The sequence below is a fragment of the Paenibacillus sp. S28 genome (genome assembly GCF_016624415.1).
Lineage (GTDB): Bacteria > Bacillota > Bacilli > Paenibacillales > Paenibacillaceae > Paenibacillus_AQ > Paenibacillus_AQ favisporus.
In genome coordinates, this window is sequence record NZ_JACVTM010000001.1 from 283,413 (window position 1) to 308,941 (window position 25,529).

At 53.0% G+C, this 25,529-nt stretch carries 19 protein-coding genes; 16 read left to right on the forward strand and 3 right to left on the reverse strand.

What is annotated here, in order from left to right:
* The gene (locus IAE55_RS01240; protein ID WP_234489223.1) at positions 1–1,386 is read left to right on the forward strand and encodes a hypothetical protein; all 1,386 of its coding nucleotides are present in this window, start codon (positions 1–3) and stop codon (positions 1,384–1,386) included.
* Between the two features lie 131 nt (positions 1,387–1,517).
* On the opposite strand, the gene IAE55_RS01245 is transcribed toward IAE55_RS01240, so the two are convergent.
* Positions 1,518–2,063, reverse strand: a complete 546-nt coding sequence (locus IAE55_RS01245) for a TetR/AcrR family transcriptional regulator (RefSeq protein ID WP_105443273.1) — start codon at positions 2,061–2,063, stop codon at positions 1,518–1,520.
* Between the two features lie 169 nt (positions 2,064–2,232).
* Between IAE55_RS01245 and IAE55_RS01250 the strand changes: the two genes are divergently transcribed.
* From IAE55_RS01250 to IAE55_RS01300, 11 genes are all read left to right on the forward strand, one after another.
* Positions 2,233–3,150 (forward strand): alpha/beta hydrolase, encoded by a 918-nt coding sequence (locus IAE55_RS01250; protein ID WP_200630702.1) that lies wholly within the window; start codon positions 2,233–2,235, stop codon positions 3,148–3,150.
* A gap of 164 nt (positions 3,151–3,314) precedes the next feature.
* Entirely contained in the window at positions 3,315–4,331 is a 1,017-nt protein-coding gene (locus IAE55_RS01255) for an NAD-dependent epimerase/dehydratase family protein (protein WP_105443272.1), read from the forward strand.
* Position 4,332: 1 nt separating this feature from the next.
* Positions 4,333–5,424 carry a dihydrodipicolinate synthase family protein gene (locus IAE55_RS01260; RefSeq protein ID WP_200630703.1) on the forward strand — a complete coding sequence of 364 codons (1,092 nt, stop codon included), beginning with the start codon at positions 4,333–4,335 and terminating at the stop codon, positions 5,422–5,424.
* A gap of 263 nt (positions 5,425–5,687) precedes the next feature.
* A complete protein-coding gene (locus IAE55_RS01265) occupies positions 5,688–7,310 on the forward strand; it encodes an extracellular solute-binding protein (protein ID WP_200630704.1) in 1,623 nt (540 codons plus the stop codon).
* 22 nt (positions 7,311–7,332) lie between these two features.
* Positions 7,333–8,262, forward strand: coding sequence for an ABC transporter permease (locus IAE55_RS01270; protein WP_200630705.1), 930 nt, complete (start codon positions 7,333–7,335; stop codon positions 8,260–8,262).
* Positions 8,256–9,119 carry a carbohydrate ABC transporter permease gene (locus IAE55_RS01275; RefSeq protein ID WP_145157117.1) on the forward strand — a complete coding sequence of 288 codons (864 nt, stop codon included), beginning with the start codon at positions 8,256–8,258 and terminating at the stop codon, positions 9,117–9,119. The genes IAE55_RS01270 and IAE55_RS01275 overlap by 7 nt, the downstream gene beginning before the upstream one ends.
* A 43-nt stretch (positions 9,120–9,162) precedes the next feature.
* The gene (locus IAE55_RS01280) at positions 9,163–11,427 is read left to right on the forward strand and encodes a helix-turn-helix transcriptional regulator (RefSeq protein ID WP_145157609.1); all 2,265 of its coding nucleotides are present in this window, start codon (positions 9,163–9,165) and stop codon (positions 11,425–11,427) included.
* Positions 11,428–11,445: 18 nt separating this feature from the next.
* Complete coding sequence (locus tag IAE55_RS01285; protein ID WP_200630706.1) at positions 11,446–12,447, forward strand: zinc-dependent alcohol dehydrogenase; 1,002 nt, start codon at positions 11,446–11,448, stop codon at positions 12,445–12,447.
* Between the two features lie 14 nt (positions 12,448–12,461).
* Positions 12,462–15,746 (forward strand): OmpL47-type beta-barrel domain-containing protein, encoded by a 3,285-nt coding sequence (locus IAE55_RS01290; RefSeq protein ID WP_200630707.1) that lies wholly within the window; start codon positions 12,462–12,464, stop codon positions 15,744–15,746.
* 243 nt (positions 15,747–15,989) lie between these two features.
* Positions 15,990–17,264, forward strand: a complete 1,275-nt coding sequence (locus IAE55_RS01295; RefSeq protein ID WP_200630708.1) for a hypothetical protein — start codon at positions 15,990–15,992, stop codon at positions 17,262–17,264.
* A gap of 122 nt (positions 17,265–17,386) precedes the next feature.
* A complete protein-coding gene (locus tag IAE55_RS01300) occupies positions 17,387–18,661 on the forward strand; it encodes a hypothetical protein (protein ID WP_200630709.1) in 1,275 nt (424 codons plus the stop codon).
* A 94-nt stretch (positions 18,662–18,755) separates the two neighbouring features.
* On the opposite strand, the gene IAE55_RS01305 is transcribed toward IAE55_RS01300, so the two are convergent.
* Entirely contained in the window at positions 18,756–19,979 is a 1,224-nt protein-coding gene (locus IAE55_RS01305) for an MFS transporter (RefSeq protein WP_325168591.1), read from the reverse strand.
* 149 nt (positions 19,980–20,128) lie between these two features.
* Between IAE55_RS01305 and IAE55_RS01310 the strand changes: the two genes are divergently transcribed.
* The 3 genes from IAE55_RS01310 (at position 20,129) to IAE55_RS01320 (ending at position 22,195) form a co-directional block, all read left to right on the forward strand.
* Entirely contained in the window at positions 20,129–21,019 is an 891-nt protein-coding gene (locus tag IAE55_RS01310) for a LysR family transcriptional regulator (RefSeq protein WP_234489224.1), read from the forward strand.
* A 323-nt stretch (positions 21,020–21,342) separates the two neighbouring features.
* Entirely contained in the window at positions 21,343–21,699 is a 357-nt protein-coding gene (locus IAE55_RS01315; protein WP_076166780.1) for an ArsR/SmtB family transcription factor, read from the forward strand.
* 4 nt (positions 21,700–21,703) lie between these two features.
* Positions 21,704–22,195 (forward strand): SRPBCC family protein, encoded by a 492-nt coding sequence (locus IAE55_RS01320; protein ID WP_200630711.1) that lies wholly within the window; start codon positions 21,704–21,706, stop codon positions 22,193–22,195.
* Positions 22,196–22,306: 111 nt separating this feature from the next.
* On the opposite strand, the gene IAE55_RS01325 is transcribed toward IAE55_RS01320, so the two are convergent.
* Complete coding sequence (locus IAE55_RS01325; protein WP_234489225.1) at positions 22,307–24,277, reverse strand: glycoside hydrolase family 127 protein; 1,971 nt, start codon at positions 24,275–24,277, stop codon at positions 22,307–22,309.
* A gap of 137 nt (positions 24,278–24,414) precedes the next feature.
* Between IAE55_RS01325 and IAE55_RS01330 the strand changes: the two genes are divergently transcribed.
* Positions 24,415–25,227 (forward strand): helix-turn-helix domain-containing protein, encoded by an 813-nt coding sequence (locus IAE55_RS01330; RefSeq protein WP_145157124.1) that lies wholly within the window; start codon positions 24,415–24,417, stop codon positions 25,225–25,227.
* Positions 25,228–25,529: the final 302 nt, after the last annotated feature.

The following is a 25,529-nucleotide window of genomic DNA, read 5'->3' on the forward strand; positions in this document are numbered from 1 at the left end:
TTGCCAGCTAACGAGGAGAATCATTTTTATCAACGTCTGCAGGCCGCTCATCAGATCCCGATCGGGATCATCGGGCCTAAACGTTTGGTTGAACAGATCCTGCGCGTGATCGAGACGTTTCCTTCTTTTGAAGCCATTCCCCGGGTATTTGAGGATGCGGCGGAGGCGTCAATGCTGGCGGAACGGTTAGCCAGTGAGACGGAGGTGCTGCTATTGTCCGACCCGTTGTCTCACAGGAAGGTCAAGGAAAACCCACGGGTAACCGTTCCAGCCCATTACGTACCGTTAACCGATGCGGGCCTCTATAAGGCGCTGTTTGCGGCGCATCAGCGCGGCCTGCTTGACCGGGGAATCTCGGTGGATACGCTCACCGAAACGATGGTTCGCAGAGCCTGCAGGGATTTAGGGATGACGGATGAACGGTGGAACGTGTATGATGGTCCGGTATATGCGTCGCCGGATAAGCTGATTGCATTCCATCAAGCCGGATTTGAGTCCGGCGGATGCTCCGTCGTTTTTACAGGACAGCAGGCAGTGGCTCAGCGCTTGGAGGAAAGGGGCATCCCTTCCGAGTGGCTGCTTCCCTCCGATCAAGACATCGTCGTCGCGCTCGAGCGGGCGCTTCTGTCAACGGAGACCCGGCGCAGCAAAGAGTCCCAGATCGTCGTCGGGATGATCAACGTCGACCATTTCGAACGGGTAGCCATGCAGCGGAGCAATGAGCATGAGGTCCAGAAGCTGAAGCTGGACATCCACCGCATGGTGCTCGACTATGTGGAATCGCTGGACGGATTTCTGGCCCACCAGGGCGGGGACGAATACCTTTTCTTTACGACGCGGGGCATCTTCGAACGCGAAAGCGGCGGATACAAGACGATTCCGCTGGCCAAGGATGTCAATACGACGCACGGCATTTCGCTGAGCATCGGGATCGGCTTCGGCCGTTCGGCCAGTTTGGCCGGCACCCATGCCAGAACCGCGATGCGGAAGGCGAAGGAGGCAGGAGGGAATGCCTGTTTTATCGTCAGGGAGGACGAGACGCTGATCGGTCCGCTCGAGATGGCCGATCCGGTCCGGGAGGTGCTGTCTTTCACCGATGCGGAGCTGATGAAGCATGCGGTGGATGCCGGCATGACCAGCGCGTATTTGAGCCGGCTGCTTCATAACCGGGCCAAGTACGGCCAAACCGATTATAAGGTCCATGAGCTGGCGTCATTACTCGGCATTACGGTACGAAGCGCGCATCGGCTGCTGCTGCAGTGGATCGATCATGGGTTGGTGGCAATTGCCGGCATGGAGAAGGTGCCGCGCGGGCGGCCGCGGCAAATATTCAGGTTTACCTGTTTGGACAGGACTTCGTCGGAAGCAGGAGACGTGCCTGATTGAATTTGAAGATTGAATGCCTAACGAACACGAGAACTGTAAATGATGTTTACCTGCGGGGAATCTTTTAAAGAAGATTCTCCTTTTTGTTTGGGGATGCCAAGGCAGCGTATTTGACGTTATGAACGATCCTGTTAGCCTGTTAATTGCGTTTTATACAGCTGCACAACTTGCGTTGCTACAGCTTCAATATCACTATCTAATTCTTCTAATACATAGGATTCCAATACTCCCATGGTTGCCGTTCCTAAAAACTTCAAAAAAATATGCTTATCAATAATCGGAAGCGAATCCTCATTAAGCTTTTTGTCTATCTCCGCCATAGTAAAAGACAATAGCTTTTTGCGAAATGTTGAGGCACCTTCACTTTTAAACAAGGCTGCAAAAAATGATTTATGCTGCTCAAAATAAGAAAACCATAATATCGAACCTTCGATAAGCCCTTTGTCTTGTTTTTGATCACATATTTCTCGCAATTGTGCTATATGGTCGTCCACAATCTTATCTAACAGATCATATTTATCAGTATAATGCAGGTAGAATGTTTTTCGGCCAATGTCAGCTTTTTCCGTAAGTTTTTTAACCGTAATCTCATCAAACCCTTCCTGAAGTAACATTTGCAAAAAAGTCGATTGAATCGCTTGCCGAGACTTTAGAATTCTTCGATCTGTTTTAACCATGTAGCAGTCCTCCTTGATGATTGTACACAATGAAAACAACTTGTGTATTAACACGCATATTGCGCGATGTGGTCATTGAATCAACAGACCCCTTATTTTAAAGTAAATATACACGAGGCGATTAATACGCACAAGTGTATAATAAATATGAATAAAGGTGGTTTTAATTGTGACAGTCACCAAAAGGAACGTGAAATTTCATGCACATGGACTACAAATAGCCGCGATTTTAAATGTACCTGAACTTGCTGAAGACAAGAAACAAAATCCAGCTATAGTTTGCGTTCATCCGGGCAGCAGCTGTAAAGAACAAACGGCGGGCATTTATGCGGAGAAACTTGCTGAGCTAGGGTACGTAACGATTGTATTCGATGCATCCTATCAAGGAGAAAGCGATGGCGAGCCTCGTTATGCTGAATACCCGGCTTCACGTGTTGAGGATATCCGGTCTGCGGTTGATTACTTAACTACCCTGGATTATGTCGATGAAGATCGTATTGGCGTGTTAGGTATTTGTGCAGGAGGCGGGTATGCTGTAAATGCTTCGATGACAGAACGCCGCATCAAAGCTGTAGGTGCAGTTTCCGTTGCGAATATAGGTCGAGGATATCGTGAAAACGATCCAATCAAAATGTTAGAGCAGGTTGCCCTGCAACGTACGGCTGAAGCTCGTGGAGCCGAGCCTCTGGTTGTTCAATGGATTCCTAACAGTCATGCTGAAAGAGAAGAAGCGGGAATGACTGAACTGGATCTTGTACAAGCGGTTGATTACTATAGAACACCAAGAGGCCAGAGCCCTAATTCTCCAAACAAATTGAAATTCACCAGTGTTGATTCAATCATTGCCTTTGATGCTTTCCATTTGGCAGAAATTTTACTGACTCAACCTTTGCAAATCATTGTCGGTGGTGTACAAGGAGCGTTTGGATCATATAAGGATGGCCACGAGCTTTATAACCGAGCAGCTTCAGAGAAAAAAGATTTGTTCGTTATTGAAGGGGCAAGCCACTATGACCTGTACGACAGACCCGAGCCAGTGAATAAAGCCGTAGAAAAATTAGGTGCCTTCTATAAAGAAAATCTTTAGCAAACAGCTAAATATACAGAACCTTAGCGGTGCAGGCAATGAACCTGTATCGCTTTTTTTGCGCCAAAATCCCGCTAATTTAAAGACAATTAAAAGATTTGTCTTTATATAGGCCGAGTCTTTATGATGAAGTGGAAAACGATTGAATGGGAGGAAGAACAAGGATGAAAAATGTAGCTGAATTGGAAGCACGGCTGGCCCAGCCGTCGGAAGCGCTCATTGCCGACCTCATGTCCGTCGAAGGGGATATTCTCGTGCTGGGCGTTGGTGGCAAAATGGGTCCGAGTTTGGCCAGACTGGCCGCGAATGCGATACGAATGGGGGGCATGAACAAGAAGGTCATCGGGGTATCGCGTTTCTCGAATGAAGAGACCCGCAAGGAACTGGAGGATGCCGGGGTGACTACGATTTCGTGCGATTTGCTGAATGATCAGGAACTCAAGCAGCTGCCCGACGTGCCAAACGTCATTTTCATGGCCGGACATAAATTCGGAACAACGGGAAGGGAGTATTTTACATGGGCGATGAACAGCTATTTGCCCGGCAGGGTCGCCGAGAAATACCGCGATTCCAGGATCGTTGTGTTTTCTTCCGGCAACGTGTATCCCTTCACCCCGGTTGCCAGCGGTGGACCCAGTGAGCATACTCCACCGGAACCGGTCGGAGAATATGCGCAGTCCTGCCTCGGCAGGGAGCGGATCTTCGAGTATTTCTCGCATCAGTACGGTACACCGATGGCGATTTACCGGCTGAACTATGCGATCGACATGCGGTACGGCGTGCTGTTGGAGCTGGCGAAGTCCGTCAACGAAGGAAGGCCGGTCGATGTGACGATGGGCTACGCCAATGTCATTTGGCAGGGGGATGCGAACGAAATGGCGCTGCGCTGCCTGACCCAATGCGCCAACCCGCCGCAGATCATCAATGTGACGGGACCTGAAACGATGTCGATCCGCTGGGCGGCGGAAGAGCTGGCGCGCCGTTTAGGTAAAGAAGTAGTGTTTACGGGAACGGAAGCGGATACTGCGCTGCTCAGCAATGCATCGAAGTCCCATCAGCTGTTCGGATATCCGCGTGTATCCCTCCTGCAAATGATCGACTGGATCGCCGACTGGGTTCGGCAGGGCGGGGCTACATGGAGCAAACCTACGCATTTTCAGGAAAGAAAGGGGAAGTTCTAATATGAAAAATCCGGAGCATTCGCTAACCGCAGAGCAAATCGCAGCGCTGCACGACGGCCTGGTCATCCCGGCCCACCCGCTGGCACTGGATGAAAACCGGAAGCTGGATGAGCGGCATCAGCGGGCATTGACGCGTTACTATATAGATTCAGGCGCAGGAGGAATCGCCGTAGGCGTCCATTCCACTCAGTTTGAAATCCGGGACCCCGGCGTCGATTTGTTTGAGCCTGTCCTTCGGATGGCGGCCGAGGAAGTTCAGCGCGCACAGCTGCAGCGCCCCTTCATTTTGGTGGCCGGCATATGCGGTCCGACCGCCCAAGCGCTCAGGGAGGTGGAAACCGCGCGGAAGCTCGGCTATGATGCAGGTCTGCTCAGCATGGGAGGACTAGCGGATTGGAGCGAGGAAGAGCTGCTGCAGCGCACACGGGAAGTGGCTCAAAGGATACCCGTTATCGGCTTCTATCTCCAACCTTCCGTGGGCGGACGAATGTTCAGCTTCGACTTCTGGCGGGAATTCGCCGAAATCCCCAACGTCGTCGCCATCAAGATGGCGCCGTTTAACCGGTATCAAACCCTTGATGTTGCCCGGGCTGTCTGTTATTGCAGCCGCCGTGACGAAATCGCCCTGTACACGGGCAACGATGACAACATCATTATTGATCTTCTCACGACTTACCGATTCCGGGTGGACGGTGAGCTCGTGGAGAAGAAGGTTGTCGGCGGATTGCTCGGCCACTGGGCGGTATGGACGCGGAAAGCCGTAGAGCTGCTGGAGGAAATCAAGCAGGTTCGTGGTGGAGCCGGCACCATTTCGGAAGAATGGCTAAGACGGAATGTGGAGGTGACCGACACCAACGCTGCATTCTTCGATCCCGCCCACCAATTCGCCGGGTGCATTCCGGGCATTCACGAAGTGCTGCGGAGGCAGGGGCTGATGCGTGGGATCTGGTGCCTGAATCCGGAAGAGACGCTTTCTCCTGGGCAGGCGGAAGAAATCGACCGGATTTATCGGGATTATCCCCATTTGAACGACGACGATTTTGTCCGCGGGCAACTGAATAAGTGGCTGGTAACGAAACCCAATCACGCGTAGAAAATGATAAAAACCTGACATCCCGAAAGCGGATAATTTGATATATTTCTACCGATTTAGCATTTTCCACACCGCTCAAAAGCTTGATGCAGCAGCATTTTTAGCCATTTCGGTGTTCATGGTTCGGTAAATTCCAATCTCAAGGAAATCACGCTGTTTACCGCAGGTGGAAGCGTTTTTATGATGGGATTACCGGTGAATCACGAACACCGAAAATCGTAACACCCCCAAGATGAGCCCCAAAACATGAAGGAGGAAAGAGTATGGCAAAGAAGTGGATCAATATGGTTGCGGCAGTCACGATGCTCATCTTCGTACTCAGCGCTTGCAGCGGTGGAAGCAAAACTTCAAATGAAGGAGCTGCACCGGCAGCGGAGCCTGCACCAACCGGAGGCGCCGGAGCCGGAAGCAGCACCGAGCAGTATGGCGACACCGGCGGATTAAAGCTGCCGCTGGTTGATAAGCCGACGACGATTAAATTTATGTTGTCGAGTAACTCGGCCAAAATCGGCGACGACAAGCTGATCGTCCAGGAGCTCGAGAAGCGTACGGGGATTAAGGTCGAGTTCCAAACGTATTCCCCGCAAACGTATCAGGACAAATTGAAGGTTGTGGTGGCCTCCGGCAAACTTCCGGACATTTTCATCGGGCTGAAGCCGGCTGAACTGAAAAAAATCGGCCAGCAAAAAGGCGTAGTCGCGATCAACGAATATGCCGACATGCTGCCAAACTTTTCCAAATTGTATTTGCAGGAAAACAACTGGGTCATTAAATCGTTTGGCGACGAAAAAGGCAACATTTATACTTGGCCCATCTACGACCTTAACCGGGATGTCAATCACGGCTTCCTGTACCGGAAAGACATTTTTGACAAGAACGGCATCAAGGAATGGACAAATACAGAAGAATTCTACCAGGCTCTGAAGAAACTGAAGGAAATTTACCCGGATTCTTATCCGTATGCTTCCAAAGGTCTGGCCAACATCTTCAGAGATTGGTCCTTCGGATGGGGCATCGGTAATGGCGACAACTATCCGGCGTATTACGACGAAAAGGACGGAACGTGGAAATATGCGACGGTTCAGCCAGAGCACAAGGATATGCTTGATTTTATGAAAAAGCTGTACAACGAAGGGCTGATGGATCCCGAGTTTCTGACGGATACGCAGGATTCCTGGACGACGAAGATGACGACCGACAAATCGTTTGTCACCTGGGATTGGATCGGCAGACTCGACTTGTTCTACAACCAGGTGAAGGACAAAAATCCGGATTATGATTTAAGATACGCCAATCCGGTCGGCCCAACGGGCCATGTCAGAACCCTTCCGAAAGTCTCCGACTTCAGCATTGCGGTCGCCAACAACAAGAACAAGGAAGCGGCGCTTAAACTGCTCGATTACCTCACCAGTCCTTCGGGCGGCGAGCTGATGACCGTCGGTGTGGAGGGTGTCAACTTCGAATGGGGGCAGGACGGCCGTCCGGTGTATCCGGAGCTCAAGGATCTCCCGCTCGTCGATATCGGCGTGCTGGAAGACCGCTACGGCATGTGGCTGGAAGGAGCATACCTCAGACCGGATAAACGCAGCGTGTACTATAAGTTCTCCGAAAAAGAACAGGAAGCCCAGGACAAAATCATGAAAGAGGACAAGAGAGAACCGATGGATCCGATCCTGAACTTCACCGATGACGAAATTTCCACGATGGCGGAGCTGCAAACATCGCTTCAGAAAGCGGCGGAGGAATTCAACGCCAAATATATTCTGGATAAATCTTACGGCGACGCACAGTTCGAAAATTTCAAGAAGCAAATCGCCAAGCAGGGCCTGGACGACCTGATGAAAATTTATAACGATGCCCAAAAACGTTACGACGCGGCGAAATAAATCAATGAGGATTTGAAGACTTATGAAGAAACCGAACAAGGGACGTTTGACCGAAACGCTGAAGCACATCCGGCGGGACCGTGAACTGCTGCTGCTTTTTATCCCGTGTATTCTCTTTTATATCATTTTTCGCTACGGTCCCCTGTACGGCTTGATTATTGCTTTTAAGGACTACAGCGTATTCTCCGGCGTGATGGGCAGCGATTGGGTCGGCCTGAAGCATTTTGTTAAATTTTTCAGCAATCAGGACTTTTGGATGCTGTTCCGCAATACATTGCTGCTTGGATTTTACACGCTGATCTTCGGCTTCCCGTTTCCGATTCTGCTGGCGATCCTGCTGAACGAGGTCCGGACCAAGTGGTTTAAAAAATCGGTTCAAACGCTCAGTTACCTGCCGGCGTTTTTGTCAGTCGTCATTATCAGCAGCATGATCATCGATTTCCTGTCGCCGACGAACGGACTGCTGAACCAGCTGCTGGCTGCTTTCGGCTTTGAGAAAAAGTACTTTCTCGTCGATCCCGGCTGGTTCCGTCCGATCTATGTGATCTCCGAGATCTGGGGCACGATCGGCTACGAGTCGATCATCTACCTGGCAGCGATTGCGGGAATCAATCCGACGCTGTATGAAGCGGCCCGTGTTGACGGCACATCCCGGTTTCATATGATCCGGCACATTACGATTCCCGGTCTCATGCCGACGATGCTCATTATGTTCATCCTGAAAACAGGCTCGATGATCCGAATCGGCTACGAAAAGGTGCTGCTGCTGTACAATCCGATGACCTACAACGTGGCCGACGTCTTCTCGACATACGTGTACCGGAAAGGACTGCTCGAATCCAATTACAGCTATGCCGCCGCGGTCGGCATGTTTGAAGCGCTGGTGGCCATGACGATGCTCCTTGGCGCAAACGCAATCAGCCGGAAGATCGGAGGGAAAGGGCTATGGTAGGAGAACGCAAAATATCGGTCTTCGGCATCGTCAACGCCCTGATCCTGGCCTGCATTGCGATTGCGACGCTCTATCCGGTGCTCTACATCACGGTCATTTCGTTCAGCGACACGGCTTCGGTCATTCAGGGCAAGGTATTCCTGTTTCCCAAAGGCTTTAATCTCGATGCCTACAAAGAAGTGCTGAGCAACAACACGATTCCCAGAGCTTATCTGAATTCCATTTACTATACGGCATTGGGTACCTTCATCAATCTGCTGTTTACGGCGGTGGCTGCGTATCCGTTGTCCCAGCCCAACTTCTTCGGGCGGAGGGTGTTCATGCTGGGGATCATTGTCACGATGTTCCTGAACCCCGGCATTATCCCCACGTACATCGTCGTTCAGAAGCTGGGACTGACGGATACGGTCTGGTCGCTTGTGCTGCCGAACGCGATCTGGACGATGGAGCTGATCATTCTGAAGAGCTTCTATGAAAACATGTCGTCGCAGATCCGTGAGGCGGCCCTCATCGACGGCGCATCGGAGACGCGGATTCTGTTCAGTATCGTCATCCCGCTTTCCAAGCCGGCGCTGGCATCCATCGGCCTGTTCTTTTTCATGGGCCACTGGAACAGCTTCTTCCTTCCGCTCATTTATTTGAACGACAAGGAGATGTATCCGCTTCAGGTGGTCCTGCGCGATATGCTCATTTTTAACAGCGAAAATGATGCCGGACTCGTGGACCGGGCGGCTCTCGCACCGCAGGCGGTCAAGAACGCCACGATCGTGCTGTCGATGATTCCGGTGCTGCTGATCTATCCTTTTGCCCAAAAGTATTTTGCCAAAGGGGTCATGTTAGGTTCCGAGAAGGGTTAAGCGGACGGATGTGGAATAGTTGTCATCATGAGAGGTGACGCCAATGAATCGGCTGCTTGCAAACCGGGGACTACTGCAAATCTTCTGCTCTCTGCTGTTAGTCATCATGATCATGTCTGCATCAAGCTATGTCGTTTACAAAAAATCCATTTCCGGCATCTATGACAAAGTTACGCAAAACAATCGGCTCGTCGTCAAAAATATCATCCAGGCGTTCGACAGCAGCTTTACGACGGTCAACAACCTGATGTTTACGATCCACGGACTGCCGTTTGATCCGGTCAAATCCGGAGACGGCGGCCGCATGGATATGGCACAGGTCTATAATCTGCAGGATAATTTAGCATCGCTGATTTCTTCTGTCGATTATATCGAAGATGTCATCGTTTTTTACGACAACCAGGATCTGGCCATTACGGCTAATGGAACGAGCGACATGAAGCTGCTCTTCCAGAACAAGTACAGACACGATACGTACAATGCCTCGTACTGGCGCAGCTTTTCCAAATCCAAACGTCCGTTTACGGTATTTCCTTCTTCCGATTACATGATGCAGACGGAAGGGTCTAAAACGCAAAGCCGGCAGCTCATCGCTGTCATGGACGGCAACAAATACAAGCTGTCAGATAAAAACGTGATTATCCTGATCAATGCGGAAAAGCTGCTGCAGCATGTAAACATGTCCTCCATGATTCCGGGATCGTCAATGATCGTGCTGGACGGCGACCGGAAAATCGTGCTCAGCACGGAAAAAAACTGGGACCTGGTCGAAGTGCTGAACGACGTCTATTTTAACCAGTCCCAGGAAGACTCGCTGACTCGCGGTGACTTCGAGTATCATGTGTACCAGTCGGATTACAACGATTTCATTTACATTGATAAGATGCCTTATCAATTCCAGAATATCGATACCGTGGCCAGCGGCAGCCGGATCATTATGGTGATCGCCATTGTGAGCGCGGTGCTGCTGTCGGGGCTGCTCAGCGTCTATCTGTACCTGCCGGTCAAAGGCATTCTTCAGCTGTTCGGAGAGGGCCGCGTCAAAGGGAATGACTTTCGGAAAATCTACAGCGGCATCGTCAAAGTCCAGCGCGAGAACGAAACGCTAAGGCAGCGGATGGAGAGAGCCGAGGCTGAAATGTGCAGGAATGCCTTCCTTCAGGTGCTGGAAAGCCAGCGCTCCAGCGACATCGCGCGGGATGTGCTGAAGTATGAGCCGTTTTTCTTCCGAGACCGCAGCTTTGTGATGGCATCCCTTGAGTTTAGGCTTTCCCAGAAGGGGGATCGTTCTCATCCGGCGATGGAGCCCCGGCAAATAGCCGAGCTGCTGCGCAAGGAACTTGGCAGCATGGCGGGTTCGGGCTATACGGCAGTGTTTCACCAGCGGGAGATGCAGTTTCTTATCCTGCTGGGCATACCGCAGGGCGGCGACCGGCAGACGGTGATATCCGGCTGGGCTGCCTTCATTCAGGAAGCGAACCGCGATGTGCTGCCTGGGTATGTGCTCCGTTCCTTTGTCAGCAAGGATTATGAGGCTCATGTCCCGAATCTTCTGTCCGCTTACCAGGACATCTTGAACGGGATGCTCTACCGGAACGTACAAGATGAGGCTCAGACCGTGATCGATACCGCGGCGGTACAGTATGTGGGTGACGTTTATTTTCCATTGGAGAAAATGGATCATTTGGCCCGCTGCCTGACGGCCGGACTGACCGAGGAGAGCATTCAAATCGTGACGGACATTATTCACGAAAATGCGCGCCGGAACATTCATCATTACCATCTGGCTCATGTGGCCAAAAGCATGTTCCTCTATCTGATCAAGCCGGCCAAAGCTACGGCGGAAGGCGATCAGGAACTGATGCAGCTGGAGTCCCGTTTCATCCGGCGGGTCGAGCAGGCATATGATCACCGCGAAATCACGGAGGCGCTCCTGGAAGTGGTGAAGAAGGTTGCCGGCAGCCGCGGCGGCGAGCCGAAAAGCAAGCTGAATCCCGCCTTTATTTCGCAGTACATCGAACTTCATTATATGAACAACCTGTACCTCGACCATATGGCGGAGGTGCTGGATACGAGCCCGAAATACTTTTCGAATTATTTCAAGAAAACGTTCGGCATCAACTACGTCGAATACCTGAACAAGGTGCGGTTGGCGCACGCCCGAGAATTTCTGAAGAACACCGATTACAACATATCGGAAATCGGGGAAAAGACGGGGTACATGAACGCGTCAACCTTTACCACGACGTTCAAAAAATACTACGGCATCTCCCCCAGCGAATACCGGAAAATGGCGGGGGAGGGGTAGAAGGAGCGAACCATCGTCATGAAAGCCGTTGCCGCATTACGAGGAAGCATTGTAGTCACGGATACGGAAGTCCCGCCTCTGGAGAGGGGGCATGTCCGGATCCGGACCGAATATTCGGCCATTAGTCCCGGCACGGAGCTGTCTTTTCTGAAAAAGGGAGGCGATCATCCGTCCCTGCTCGGGTACAGCGCGGCCGGCATCGTCGAGGAAATCGGCGAAGGCGTGACCGGCCTGCTGCCCGGTCAAAGGGTGGCATGCTATGGAGCCCCTTACGTCCGGCATGCGGAACGTCTCACGGTACCGTCCAATTTGGTGGCCGCGGTACCGGACCACGTCCTGCCGGAGGAAGCCGCTTTTGCGGGCCTTGGGGCGATAGCCATTCATGCCCTGCGGACGGCGGATCTGCGGTTCGGGGAGTCGGCGGTGGTCGTGGGCCTTGGCATTCTGGGCCAGATCATTGCCCAAATCGCTTCAGCGGCTGCAGTTCGCGTCGCAGCGCTCGATTTGAACGCGCAGCGCGTACTGATGCTGCAGGAACAAGGAATCCGTCACGCGTATAACCGGCATGAACAGCTTGAGGAGCAGCTGCAGATTCTCACGGACGGCCATGGGGCGGACAGCGTCATCTTGTGCGCAGGGGGGCCGGGGGAGGAACTGATCAACCGGTCGCTCACCTGGATTCGCGACCGCGGCAATATCGTGGTTGTCGGTGACTTGACCACTACGTTTTCCCGTGGTCAGATGTTCGGCAAGGAGGCGCAGGTGCTCATCTCCAGGGCCGGCGGGCCCGGCAGATATGACAGCGGATACGAGAAGGATAACCGGGATTATCCGATCGGTTATGTGCGGTGGACCGAGGGCAGAAACGTTGCGGAATACGTCCGCCTCCTCGCAGAAGGACGGATATCGGTACTGCCGCTCATATCGCACCGCTACCCGCTAGGTGAAGCGGAAGCGGCTTACGCCAACTATTTGAATCCTACGGATTGTCTGGGAACGATTCTCGAATACGAATCCTGAAGGAGGATGTGTGAATGCGGAAGTCATGGTTTGCACTATTGGCATGTGTTGTACTGTTAACAGGCTGGACTGGATTGGGAGGCAGCGGCACGGCAAAGGCGGAAGACAGCCGTCTGTCGCAGAAAGTATATGGCAGCCCGGAAGAACTGCTGCCCCCGCTGAACTACACCGTTTCGATTTTTAACGGGACCGTAGGCTATGAAGAGGGACGGCCGGTCATGTATACCGTGTCTAAAGGGAAACCGGGCCAGCTGAATGTCATTGACCTGGAGGATTACAAGCTGCTGCGCAGCATTCCGATCCCGCCCTCGGAGAGCTCATGGGCGCATACGGTTGCGCCGGACGGCACGCTGTACGTCGCGGCCGACGGCGGCGGGGCCAGGTTGTGGAAATATTCTCCGGTGACGCATACCGTGGAACAAGCCGCCTCCTTTGCCGGCGAATCGTGGCCGATCTGCATCACAACGGATGAGGCGGGCCGGGTATACGTCGGTACTTATCCTGGAGGCAAGGTGATTCAGTACGATCCAGCCACCGGCCAAACCAAGGACTATGGCCGCGTGATCGGTAACATTGCCCAAGAATATGTCCGCTCCATCGCATATCAGGGCGGTAACATTTATGCGGGAACGGCGCATCATCAGATTGTCCGCGTTAACCTGGAGACCGGCGAGAAGACGGACATTGCCGCGTCACTGAATGTTCCGGAAGGGGACGATACGGTATACGATTTGGACACCATCGACAACCGCTACCTGTTCGCCCGTTATACGGATGGCAGCGGTGTACCGGGTCCGGCATACATTTATGATACACAAACCGGTTCCTGGCTCGATACGGTGCTGGACAACGTGACCGGACTGCACGAGACCGATTCCTTGGACGGCAAAATTTATTTTATGTCCGACAAAAAATTGAAGACCTTCGATCTTGCCACACATGAAGTCAGTGAAACAGGAATGGAGTACAACAGCGGATTCCGGGGAGCCGATTGGGTAGAGTTTCCGAACAACCCCGACCTCCCGGGTAAAAACCTGGTTACCGTCCGCTATGACGGCGGAGTGGCGATCATGAACATCGAGACCAAGCAAGTGCACCTGATGCCATCCGTCGTTCCGGGATTGCCGGGCGTGGTGAACCGGATCCAGTCCGCTCCGGACGGGAATCTGTTCGTCACCGGGGTACAAACGAGCCGGGGTTCGATTATCGACCCGAATACCCTGACTTCCTCGGCATTCTCCATCGGTCAGGCGGACAGCGTGTATCCGCTCGGCGATAAAATGTATATGGGCGTCTATCCGGAAGGAGCGCTGTTCGAATACGACATGACCCAGCCGCCAGGGACAGAAAACCCGAAGAAGACGTTCGTCCTGGAAAATGGGCAGGAACGCCTGGTGAATATGACATCGGGAGGCGGCAAGCTCTATATCGCGACCATCCCGGGTTACGGTACCCTTGGCGGATCGGTTACGGTATATGATCCCGCTACGGGGGAAAGCCGCGTTCACCGCAACGTCGTGCAGGATCAAAGCGTCCTGAGCCTTGCCTATAAAGACGGCAAATTGTTCGGATCGACGACGATTCGCGGGGGATTGGGCTCGGAGCCATCGGCGGATGAAGCGAAAATATTCGTATGGGACACCCAGACCGAGCAGAAGATCACGGAATTCCCGCTGCGGATCGCCGGACTCGATAAACCGGTTTTTATCGGGGATTTGAGCGTAGGTCCGGACGGACTGATCTGGGGCGCGGCGTATGAATACGTGTTTGCGCTGGATCCAAATACGTATCAGGTTGTAAAGAGCAAAAAGGTGCAGTCTGGCGTTAGCTATACGCAGTGGGCTCATCACATGATCCGCTGGTCGGAAGACGGCCTTATGTACGTCTTGTTCAACAACAAACTGACGGTCATCGATCCGCAAACGCTGGAATCGCGCACGATCACCAATGCCGCCCGGTTCGAGCTCGGCAAGGACGGCAACATCTACTTTACGGACAATGCCACGAATACGATCATGTACCGGATTGAGGTCGATGGGGAAATTGTCGAGCAGCCACCAGGCATTCCGCTTCCGGTTAAAAATCCAGGATTTGAGGATGCCGTGAATGGCGCTGCGATCCCAGGTTGGACGTCCTTGTTTGCCACTGGTTCCGATTTGAGCTACGCGGTCAGCACGGACCGGAGCTCCTCCGGCAGTGCCAGCCTGAAGCTGATGGATAATACCCGTACGGGATCCGTCGCCTTGCAGAGCGATAAGATCACCGTTGAACCGGGCAAGAAATACACGTCCAAAGTCCAGGTGTATATCGAATCGGGACAGCCGGGAACGATGCTGCGCTTCTTTGACAGCAGCAATCAAACGCTGGCTACGCAGGAGATCCATCTGGACGAGAGCCGGCTGGCCCAGTGGCAGACCGTGACGCTAGACGCAACGGCTCCCGACAATGCGGCCTACGCCCGCTTGATCGCAGTGGTCAGCCGCTACAACATGGCGTCGGCCTATTATGACGACTTCTCCCTGTCCGTTGAAGGGACGCCTGAACCGGCGGATCAGGCAGCGCCGGTGTCTGCGGCCGAGGTATCGCCCGCTGCTGGCGAGAGCGGCTGGCTGAACCGTGACGCATCCGTGCAAATCCAGGCGGAGGACGAGGGCAGCGGCGTGGCCGCCATAACCTATGCTGCCAGCGGAGCGGGTTCGCTTGAACCGGTTCGAGTGGAAGGAGCATCCGCATCCTTCAACGTGACTGCCGAAGGAGTCACCACGGTGACCTATTCGGCCGAGGACCAGGCCGGCAACAAGGAGGATGCGCGGGAGCTTACGGTCAAGATCGATAAAACGGCGCCTGAAATTACGTTTACCGGGGAAGCAGCCTATACGGTAGATCAGAAGGTGTCCATTCAGTGCGCGGCGTCCGACAGCTTATCAGGTGTAGCGTCGGAACCGTGCATCGGGACAGACCGACCCGCGTATGAGCTGGAGCCTGGCACCAATGTGATCACGGCTTCGGCTAAAGATGCCGCAGGCAATGAAAGCACAAAGGCGTTTTCATTCGGAGTTACGGCAACGTACGACAGTCTGGGCACGCTTGTGCGTTCGTTCCTGCCTGCGGATGCCGACTTTGCTCAGTCGCTGAACGCGAAGCTGCTGGCGGCCAAGGCTTCGGCCGGACGTGATCAGGCTCAAGCGGTGCAGGGTCAGCTGTCCGCGTTCGAGCAGGAGGTTACCGCCCAAAGCGGCAATAAGCTGACGGCGGATCAGGCAGCTGTCCTGCTAAAGTGGGTGAAAACGCTGAAATAGAAGGATATCGAAAAGAATAGTCGTGTTAAGCGGCGTCAAATGAGGAGTCTGCGAGCAAGCGCAGGCTCCTCATTTTTCTTTTCTGAACGATTCCGAATCTTTAGAACCGGCGAGGTTACCAGTGTTTGCAAAAATCGGCAACTTTCCCAAACGAAAAAGCGTTTAACATGTAGTTCGATCCGGATCGAAAACCGGACAAAGATGATACTTATTTGATACAAGGGGCAGGGAGATGAAATAGTTATGAATAAAAAGCACCACTTTGGCACCGTAGCACGGTCTGCCGTGATGCTGACGATTCTGGGAGCCACGGTGATACCCAGCCCGTTTGTGGCGGCAGAGGATTTAGCAGTTCCGGCTAAGGTTCTGAGCACTCAGAACCCATCCGCAACTGGACAGGCGGCGCAGGTACTTGCCCAGAAGGCGGCAATCAAATGGAAATTTAGCCCTTCGTTTTACGATCAGGCAACCAGTTATTCCTACTACTCCGCCACCGCCGACCAAATGATCAGTCGCACCGTCTATCTTGATCAGGAGGGGGAGTGGCATGCGTTTGCAGAAGGAGTAACGATACATCGGGACTACACTTTGGAAACACCGGTCGTGGACAGGACGAAATACGGCGATCCTATGGAAGGGCTCTACTCGACCGTATACGACCCATCCAAGGAGACTGCGACGAGAGGGGTATATTTTGCAGGCGGCTCGGACCTCCAGCATGGATTTCGTTACGTAAAAAACTATTACAAGCGGCAGGACGCGCAGGGAAAGGAGTATACTGCTTCCGATTTCAGCCTGCTCCTTCGAACCCGTTCCGGAGTGATCCGCGAGATCGAGCGCGTGCCTAACCGTTTGCATTTTAAGGCGATGCCGGACGGAAATGCGCTTGCGGTTCAGTACAGCGTTCCACATAAACCGGATGAAATACTGATCATCAACACCGAAACGGGGAAGAAGAAGCACCTGACATATGGCCGACCAGAATACTATGACGCAAAAGGGGGGCGGCTTCTCATCACCCTCAATAAAACGGGAAATCCAAGTATCGTGTATACGCTAGCCGACGGTAAGCAGCGCCCGGCGACGGAACAGGATTGGAAAGTGTTTAGCAGCATTAGCTTGGCTGAAGGCCGCCACCTTCCGTGGCCGGACCCTGCCACTGCGCCTCCAGCTGATTTGCAGCCACAGGATTTGCCGGTGACATCGGTCCAATCTCAAGATCAAATCTTGGTCCGAGCTGCGATTGGCGGTCGTGCGGTGAATTTATCCTTTGCTTTTGTCCAAAACGGCCGGACTCTGTTCCCTGTTTCTGAATTGGCGGAGCAAACAGGCCTGGAGGTCAAGCAATCGAAAGTGTCTGGAAAAGCGGGCGGCACATCTTTTACCTTGAAAGGACCTGGGGGGAGCGTAAGTTTAACGCCGACTGACTCTATGTTGATCAGCGGCCAGCTCTTTATTGGCTCTGATATCTTGAAGCGGATTGGCCTGCCGGTGCAGGGGGTGAATTGGAATCCGTAATTAGATGAGGGCGGATTTGGAGATTGGCTTATCTTTGAAAAAAAGGGATTGATCATGGATCCATCCAATGGTTACTCAAACCGAAAAACTAGGAATTACATAGTGAAAGGAGAAAATCAACGGTGAACAAGAAGCACAAGCGGAAGGCCTCGTTGTTGTTTGCGGCGCTGCTGACTGCGGCGGGTACGGCGGTGGCGCCAAGCCCCAGCGTACAGGCGGAGGGGGCACCTGCGGCTGCAGTACAAGCGGATCGTGCACAGAGTAAAGGAGTTTCCGATTCACAAGCAACTCAGGCACCCGAACTCAAATGGGATTTCAGGGCTGAATTTTATGATAAGGGCATGGGACGTGCCTATTACGATGCGTCCGCTTATGACGGTGAGCAATATTATAACCGCACAGTATTCCGCGACTTTAATGGGAAGTGGAGTGCACTGGAGGAAGGCATCTCCGTAACCTGGGACTATGAATTGGGGAGACCCGTTTTGATAGGCAAAGGTCTCGGCGATTATTTGAATGGGCTGTTTTCGACTGCATTTGATCCAGCGCAAGGGACGGGAACCACCGGAGTGTTTTTCACTGGCAGTAAGGATAACCGGAGCGGTCTGCATTATATCAAAAATTATGAGATAGGTCAGGACGCACAGCAGAATTGGTACTCCACTTCTTTTTTTAGTGTATTTTTGCGCACCGGAGACGGAGTAATTAAGGAAGTTGATGGTGCACCTTTACGTCCAGGATTTATCCCGATGCCGGACGGACGTGTGCTCGCCGTTCAGTATAGCTCCGCAGCCAAGATGAATGAAATTTTGGTCATGAATCCGGCAACGGGAATTAGGAAGCATCTTGTCTATGCGAGCCTCGGCTCTTATGATGTCAAAGGTGGACGACTACTTGTCAGATATAATCAGCCGAATCGTCCGAGCGAAGTCATAACGCTGTCCAATGGAAAAGCACGCAAGGCAACGGAACAGGATTTCAAGGAATTTTCCAACCTGGCAGAAAAGAGCTACCAGGCACCTATACCAAACGCATCGACCAAGCCCCCTGCCGATTTACAACCACAAAACTTGCCTGTGATACCCATTCAAATTCGTGATCAGATCACTGCAAGAGCCACTATTGGCGGCAAGGTGGTATATCTCAGTTTTGCCTTTATTCAAAACGGACGCACGATGATTCCGGTACGGGAACTGATGGAGCAGACAGGTCTGGAAGTGATACAGCAGAAGGTGGCTGGAAAAATGGGCAGCAGCACTTTTACCTTAAAAGGGCCAGAGGGAACAGCGACAGTCGCGGCTGCTGACAGCATGATGATCGGTGACCGGCTCTATGTTGGATCTAATGTTTTGAAGCGAATTGGGTTGCCAGTTCAGGGGATGAATTGGAATCCGTAAGCAAGATCGCGGCCCTATCATAAAAAATAACGGCATGCTCTCCCATGGTCTACAAAGGAGGCATGCCGTTTTCATTACAATCGGTAGGGTTTGATTACAGGGCAGTTGGTTTGGCTTCGCTGCCGTGCCGCTCCTGCCGGGAAGACCGAGTCACGTACAAAAGCAGCAGCGCGGTGATCACTATTAACGCGATGATCATTCCGATCACCCCATTCCAGCCGAAGCCGGACAGGAAGAATCCGCCGGACCAGCCGACAAGGCTGGACCCCGTGTAGTAGAAGAGCAGGTAAAGGGATGAAGCGTAAGCTTTATAGCGCATCGGTGCCGCTTTGCCCACCCAGCCGCTGGCAACGGTGTGTCCCGCGAAGAAGCCGCATGCGAACAGAATCATGCCTGCGATCATAAAGACCACGTTACCCGCCAGCATGAGCAGGGCACCGACAAGAAGCATGCCCAGGCCGCTGGCAATCAAGCCGGCACGTGAATAACGGTCAGCCAGCTTACCGAACCAGACGGAGGACCAGGAGCCGATCAACTGGAAGACGAACAGGCATCCGATCAACGTTTGACTCAGCTCATAAGGCGGCTGGGACAGCGGGAAGTCGATATAGTTAAACAGCGTAACGTACGCGCCAAGCAGCAGAAAACCGATCAGGTACAGGCACAGGAGCCGGGTGTTTGCAAATCCGTTCCGGAAGCCGTCGGCCCAGTGGTGCATTGAAATGCTGACCGGTTTGAAGTGGTTTGATTTTGGCAGGTAGAGCCAAAACAGCAGACTGCATAGAAGGCTGACCAAGCCTAGGACAAACATCGCAATATGCCAATTGAAAAAATCGGTGATCAGACTGATGATAACCCTTCCGGCAAAACCGCCTACCGCAGTGCCTGCCACATAGAATCCCATGACCTGCCCGATGCTGCGCGGTTCGATCTCCTCGTTGAGATAAGTCATGGCGATGGCCGGAAAGCCCGCAAGGCTGACGCCTTCGAGCAGCCTTGCGGCCAGCAGCAGATGAAAGTTTGTGCTGAACGAAGACACCATAGCCAGCACGGATGTAACGAACAGCGACACGCTCATGACGCCTCTGCGCCCCCAGGCATTGGACAGCAGGGAGACAAACAGCATGGTGACTGCTAATGTAATCGTTGAGAAAGAAATGATGAAGCTGGCACTGGAAGGGGATACGTGGAATTCCTTCGCAAACGTGCCGATCAAAGGCTGCGGGCTGTACAGGATCGCAAAGGTGACCAGACTGCCCAACAGCATGCTGACCAGTACCCGGAAATAGGCACGGGTACCGATTTGAATGTACTGCACGGTAAACGCCTCTCTTTATTAAGTTCTGAAAACTCCTCTTTCAGTGACGTCCCTAAGTATACGCCTGGTTCGCTTATGTTGTATAATGAATTAAAATTATCAAATTAATGCCTCTGGGTTATGAGGGAATGGAAAGAGGGCAGGCAACCATGGAATGGCAGCAGCTGGAGTATTTCCGCGTCGTGGCCAGGCTGGAGCATTTCATCAAATCGGCGGAGCAGCTGGCTATTTCCCAGCCGGCGCTGAGCCGGTCGATGACGAAGCTGGAAAAAGAACTTGGGGTACAGCTGTTTGACCGGCATGGCCGATCCGTTCAGCTGAATGAAACAGGGAAGCTGTTTTTGGCTAGGGTAGAGCGGGCTATGCAGGAGATTGAGGATGGGATCGAAGAGATCCGGCAGTTCCACGATCCGTTTGCTGGCAAGGTCTCGATTGCATTTTTGATGTCATTTGGCGTTCACATGCTGCCGGATGTCATCGCAAGCTTCAACCGCAAATATCCGGACGTTGAATTCGCGCTGTATCAAAACCCGACGACGGTTATTCTGCCGCAATTGCTGCGAAGCGAGGTGGACCTGTGCATTATCGGTCCGTTCGGCGCAGAGCCCGGTGTTGTCTGGCACAAGCTAGTTGAGGAAGAAATGTACGTCTACGTACCTGCGGATCACCGGCTTGCAAAGCGTGAATCGATCCGGCTGGAAGAGGTAGCGGGCGAACCGTTTATATCCTTTAAGCCGGGTTATGGCGTCCGGACGCTGATGGAACGGTTTTGCGGTGAAGCCGGTTTTGAGCCGAGCATCCGGTTTGAGGGTGATGATATTATGACGGCCGCTGGGCTTGTCTCCGCTGGACTTGGAGTTACGATCATCCCGGCTTTTTCGGGTATTGAACATGGAAAGGTCAAGCGGCTGCGCGTGACGGAGCCTTACTGCCGGAGGGAAATTGGACTGGCCTGGGTCGAGGATCGGAAGCTTCCTCCTTCCGCCGACCTGTTTCGTTCATTTATTATCGAGTATTTTCGTGGCCAAGGCGAACTGTAGAATGCCCCTATTCTGAGAAAATAACTACAAGGTACGCAGATTGAAAGCCTGGATATCCAGGCTTTTTCTCTTATCGAATGACCCGTTTTCAAGGAAACAAGACTGGGATTAGCGAAGGTCATTTTTTATTTAAGTATTTACTTTATTAAGGAAATGGTTTATTATAACAACAGAGAGAGCTGAACCATCTTTTACCTGATGATCCTTGGGTTCACCAACTTAACAGTCCAGATAATTACATGAACAAACTAAGCTTCACTCAACACAGAGGCAGACCGCCGCAGGGCGGATTCGAGAAGAGGGAGGGGAGACAGCTTCATCTTATGGCAAATGATACGTTTTCCGCACTGGCAGATCCAACACGTCGCGGCATCCTCGAATTGCTGGCCGGGAATCCCGAACTATCCGCCACACAGATCTATGAACGTTTTGATGTAAGCCCGCAGGCCATTTCGCAACATCTGAAAATCCTTCGGGAAACACAGCTCGTCCGGGTTGAGAAAAGGGCGCAGCAGCGCATCTACTCATTGAACATCGATCCGGTCAAAGAACTCGAGCATTGGGCACAAGCCATCCGGCAGCAGTGGGATGGAAGGCTCAATGCCATGGATCGCGTGCTCGCTGAAGAGATGGCTAAACGAAAAGCCAATCAGGCGAATCATGAAAATAAAGGAGAATGAATAAATGAATCATAATGCCAGCAAGCAGGAGCTCGTCATTACCCGTGTGTTTGATTATCCGGTTGATTTGGTCTGGGATGCCTGGACGGATCCGAGCCTGGTCATGAAATGGTGGGGGCCTGCCCATTTCAGCTCACCATCGTGCAAGATCGATCTTCGCGAAGGGGGAAGCTACCTGTTCTGCATGCGTGCGCCGGAATCCTTCGGCGGGCAGGATTATTACTCCGCGGGAGTGTACAAACGAATCGTTCCGCAGCAGCGGCTTGAATTTACGCAGGTTCTGGCCGATGCGGAAGGAAACGCAGTTAAGCCTTCTGATGTCGGCATGCCGGAGGACTTCCCGGCTGTGGTCGATTTCGTCATTGATTTCATCTCGAAGGGCGACCAAACCGAGCTGATCATCAGGGAGTCCAACTGGAGCCCGGGTCCAATGGCCGACAACGCGGTTACGGGCATGAACCAGTCTCTCGACAAACTTGCCGCAAGTTTGGCTTAACTATGTTTTTCACACATTCAGGAAACGATATATAGAAGAAAAAAACGCCCCAGATTCGTATCTGGAGCGTTTTTTGTGCTGCAATGCCTTCTTGCGGCGTGTTGATGAACATCAGCTTTCGCGAATCCAAACCGTCATTTCGCCAGGCTCCCGGTTGCCCCATAGCGTATATGGGACGGCCCGGAGGCGCTGCTGGTCCAACTGCGGCCGCGCTGTGCTGTAGAGATCGTTCGGCGCTTCCGCCGGCGTGCCAGTGCGAAGGCCATCCGCCTCGATTACGGCGACACCTCCGCGCCATTCGTCCATGACGACCTGCAGCTCTGCATCTGCCGGCAGACTTAGAGAAGCGAGCGGGGCTCCGTTGTCGGTCTCCTCCAGGCAGTAGACGAGCGGGCCGCGCTGCAGCGCAACCTTTCCGCTGCTGGCGCGCAGGTTCGGGTGGGCGTAGATCCGCCGCGGCTGCATATCGAATTCAAGCTCAACTATGTCACCGGCCTGCCAATCCCGGCGAATATAGGCATAGCCGTCACGCAGCTCATACTGGGCAGACTGACCATTCACGCGAATCGCGCTTGCGGCAGACCAGCCGGGAAGACGAAGCGCGATCGTGAAGTCACCCGCGCCATCCGCTTCCTGCACTTTCAGGCGCACCTGGCCTTCCCAAGGCAAACGGCTCTCCATGTCCAGCTGAACGCTGCGGCCGGCCGCCTGGTGGCTGATCTGGCTGCCAATATACAGATGCACAAAGAGTGCCTCGTCGCTCGCCGAATAAATGTATTGACCGAGCGAGGACAGCAGGCGTGACACGTTTGGCGGGCAGCAGGCGCAGCCGTACCATTTTTGCCGGACCGGCTTGATGTGGCGCTTGCCGGGATTGCCTTCGCTGGCCGCCGGCCACACTTCCATCGGGTTCACGTAAAAATAATGCTTGCCGTCGCCGGCAATCCCCGCGGTTACGGTATTATACAGCGCACGCTCCATCACATCGGCGTATTCGCCCTTCACTTCATTCTGAAGCAGCCGCTGGGCGAAAAAGATCAGGCCGATCGATGCGCAGGTTTCGCTGTAGTTTGTGTCGTTCGGCAGGTCGTAATCAAACGTAAAAGCCTCACCGTGATGCGTGGATCCGATACTGCCTGTGACATACATTTGCTTCTGCACAATGTTGTCCCATAAGCGGCGGCAGGCTTCCAGCAGGGCGGTGTCTCCCTTAAGCAGAGCCAGGTCGGCCATGGCTGTATACATATAGACGGCTCTGACCGCATGGCCTGTCGCCACCTCGTGTTCCCTCACCGGCTTATGCGCCTGATGGTAGGCAAGATTTACAGGACCCTTCTGAACGACACCTGGTGCCCAGTGCGAAATCCGGCCCCGCCGTTCAAATTCCTCCGCAAAGAAATTCGGCTCCTGCCCGCGTTCATCGATCAAAAAGCCGGCTAGATTCAGGTATCTGGCTTCACCTGTTGCATGGTACAGCTTGACCAGGGCAAGCTCAATTTCCTGGTGACCGTCGTAACCCCGGATTTTGCCTTCTTCCGGCCCAAAACGGTCATCGATATGGTCGGCAATCTTGCGTGCAATGTCAAGAAGCTTGGTTTTGCCTGTTCCGTAAAAATAGGCGACCGCTGCTTCGATCAGGTGTCCAGCCGTATACATTTCGTGGCAGTCCATCAGATTGGTCCAGCGCTGGTCGAGCTTGTCAATCGTAAAGTAGGTGTTCAGGTAACCATCTTCCAGCTGTGCGGCTCCGATCAGATCGATCGCTTCATCGGCGACTTTTTCCAGATCGGAGTCTGGGGATTGGGCGAGCGAATACCCGACCGCTTCCAGCCATTTATACAGGTCGGTGTCCTGAAACACGAATCCGGCAAAGCTTCCTTCCTCGAATCCTGCGGCAATCCGGAAGTTGCGGATCGCATGGCTGGGTTCAGCATCGGGAACACGGTCATTCAGGGCTTCCCACTGGTAGGGAATCACGGTATGCTTGATAAGATCCACATGACTGGACCAATAGGAGTCGGTGATGCGGACGGATTTCAAATCAAGCGGCTGTGGATGGGTTGGCGCATTTTTGGTAGACAAGTTTTCGTTCACTCCTAACATCATCATCTGCAGCTTTATCATATCGAATCAAGCCAAGGATTGTCGGTAGTGGAACGTGCATAAAAAGTGTCATTAGCCCACTAAATTGATTTTTACAGACGAGCAGGAGGATTGTCATGCTGCCTATTTATCTACAACAACCTTACAAGCTCCAAATGGGTGGACAATTTGTCAGCGATGAGGATTGGTCCCATATGGAACGGACCATTTCCGATTATGAGCTGATTATCGGTGTTGCGGGGGTGGTCTTTCTCGAAGCCGGCGGCCAGCTGTACGAAGTGAAGGCAGGGGACATGCTGCTGCTGCGGCCGGGTGAGAAGCATCGTGGATACAGGCTGTCTTCCCCCGGCGTTTCATTTTACTGGTTTCATTTCCTGCTTCCTCCGGAGACGGGCGGTGAGCCGGACGGGGCCATACCTCATTATGCACACTGCCCGGAACCGAGCCGCGTACACATTTTGGCCAGGCAGCTTCTGCACGCGGCGAGCGGGGGATACCGGCTGAAGCAGGCGGGAGACTATTTTCTGACGTCGCTGCTGATTGAATTGGCGGAACAGCTTCAGGATGCGGGCGCATCCGAAGCGATGGACCCCCGCCTGTCGGAGCTGCTGGAATGGACCCGGCTGCATGCCCTCGAGAGGCATATGTCCGTCGACCGGATCGCGATGCACATGGGGTATAACCGCAACTATTTGTCGCGGATGTTCAAGCAGAGATTCGGTACCGGCCTCAGGGATTATATTCACCGGATCCGGCTGGAAGCGGCAAGGGAGCTGCTTGTGTCGAGCAAGCTGCATATCAAGGAAATTGCGGACAGGGTCGGCATCGAAGACGACAAGCAGTTTATTAAATGGTTCAAGCGTCTGTCCGGCGTTACCCCGACGGAGTACCGTCAGGCGTTTTCGGCAACGCGTCTGAACAAGACGTAGGGATCGATGACATCGGTCCCTTGGATGCCGGCAAAAAGGGCTTCGCGGGGAAATTGATTCTTCCGGACTCTGTTTTTTTGGGTAACACAAACTATTTGGCCCTTTTGGCCGTGTCTGCATCCGGATCATCCGTGCGAATAGAGCTGCATGTAATGCTTTAGTACCTCCCAAAAATACATCCTGGGTAAGTCGAGACTCCCATTTGAATCGTGCTATCATTTTTTTAGACCGTTGTTTGCAAGCTGCCAAACATCGTGAACGACGGCCTTCAGAAGAACCTGCAGAAGTATATGCAGCAGAAT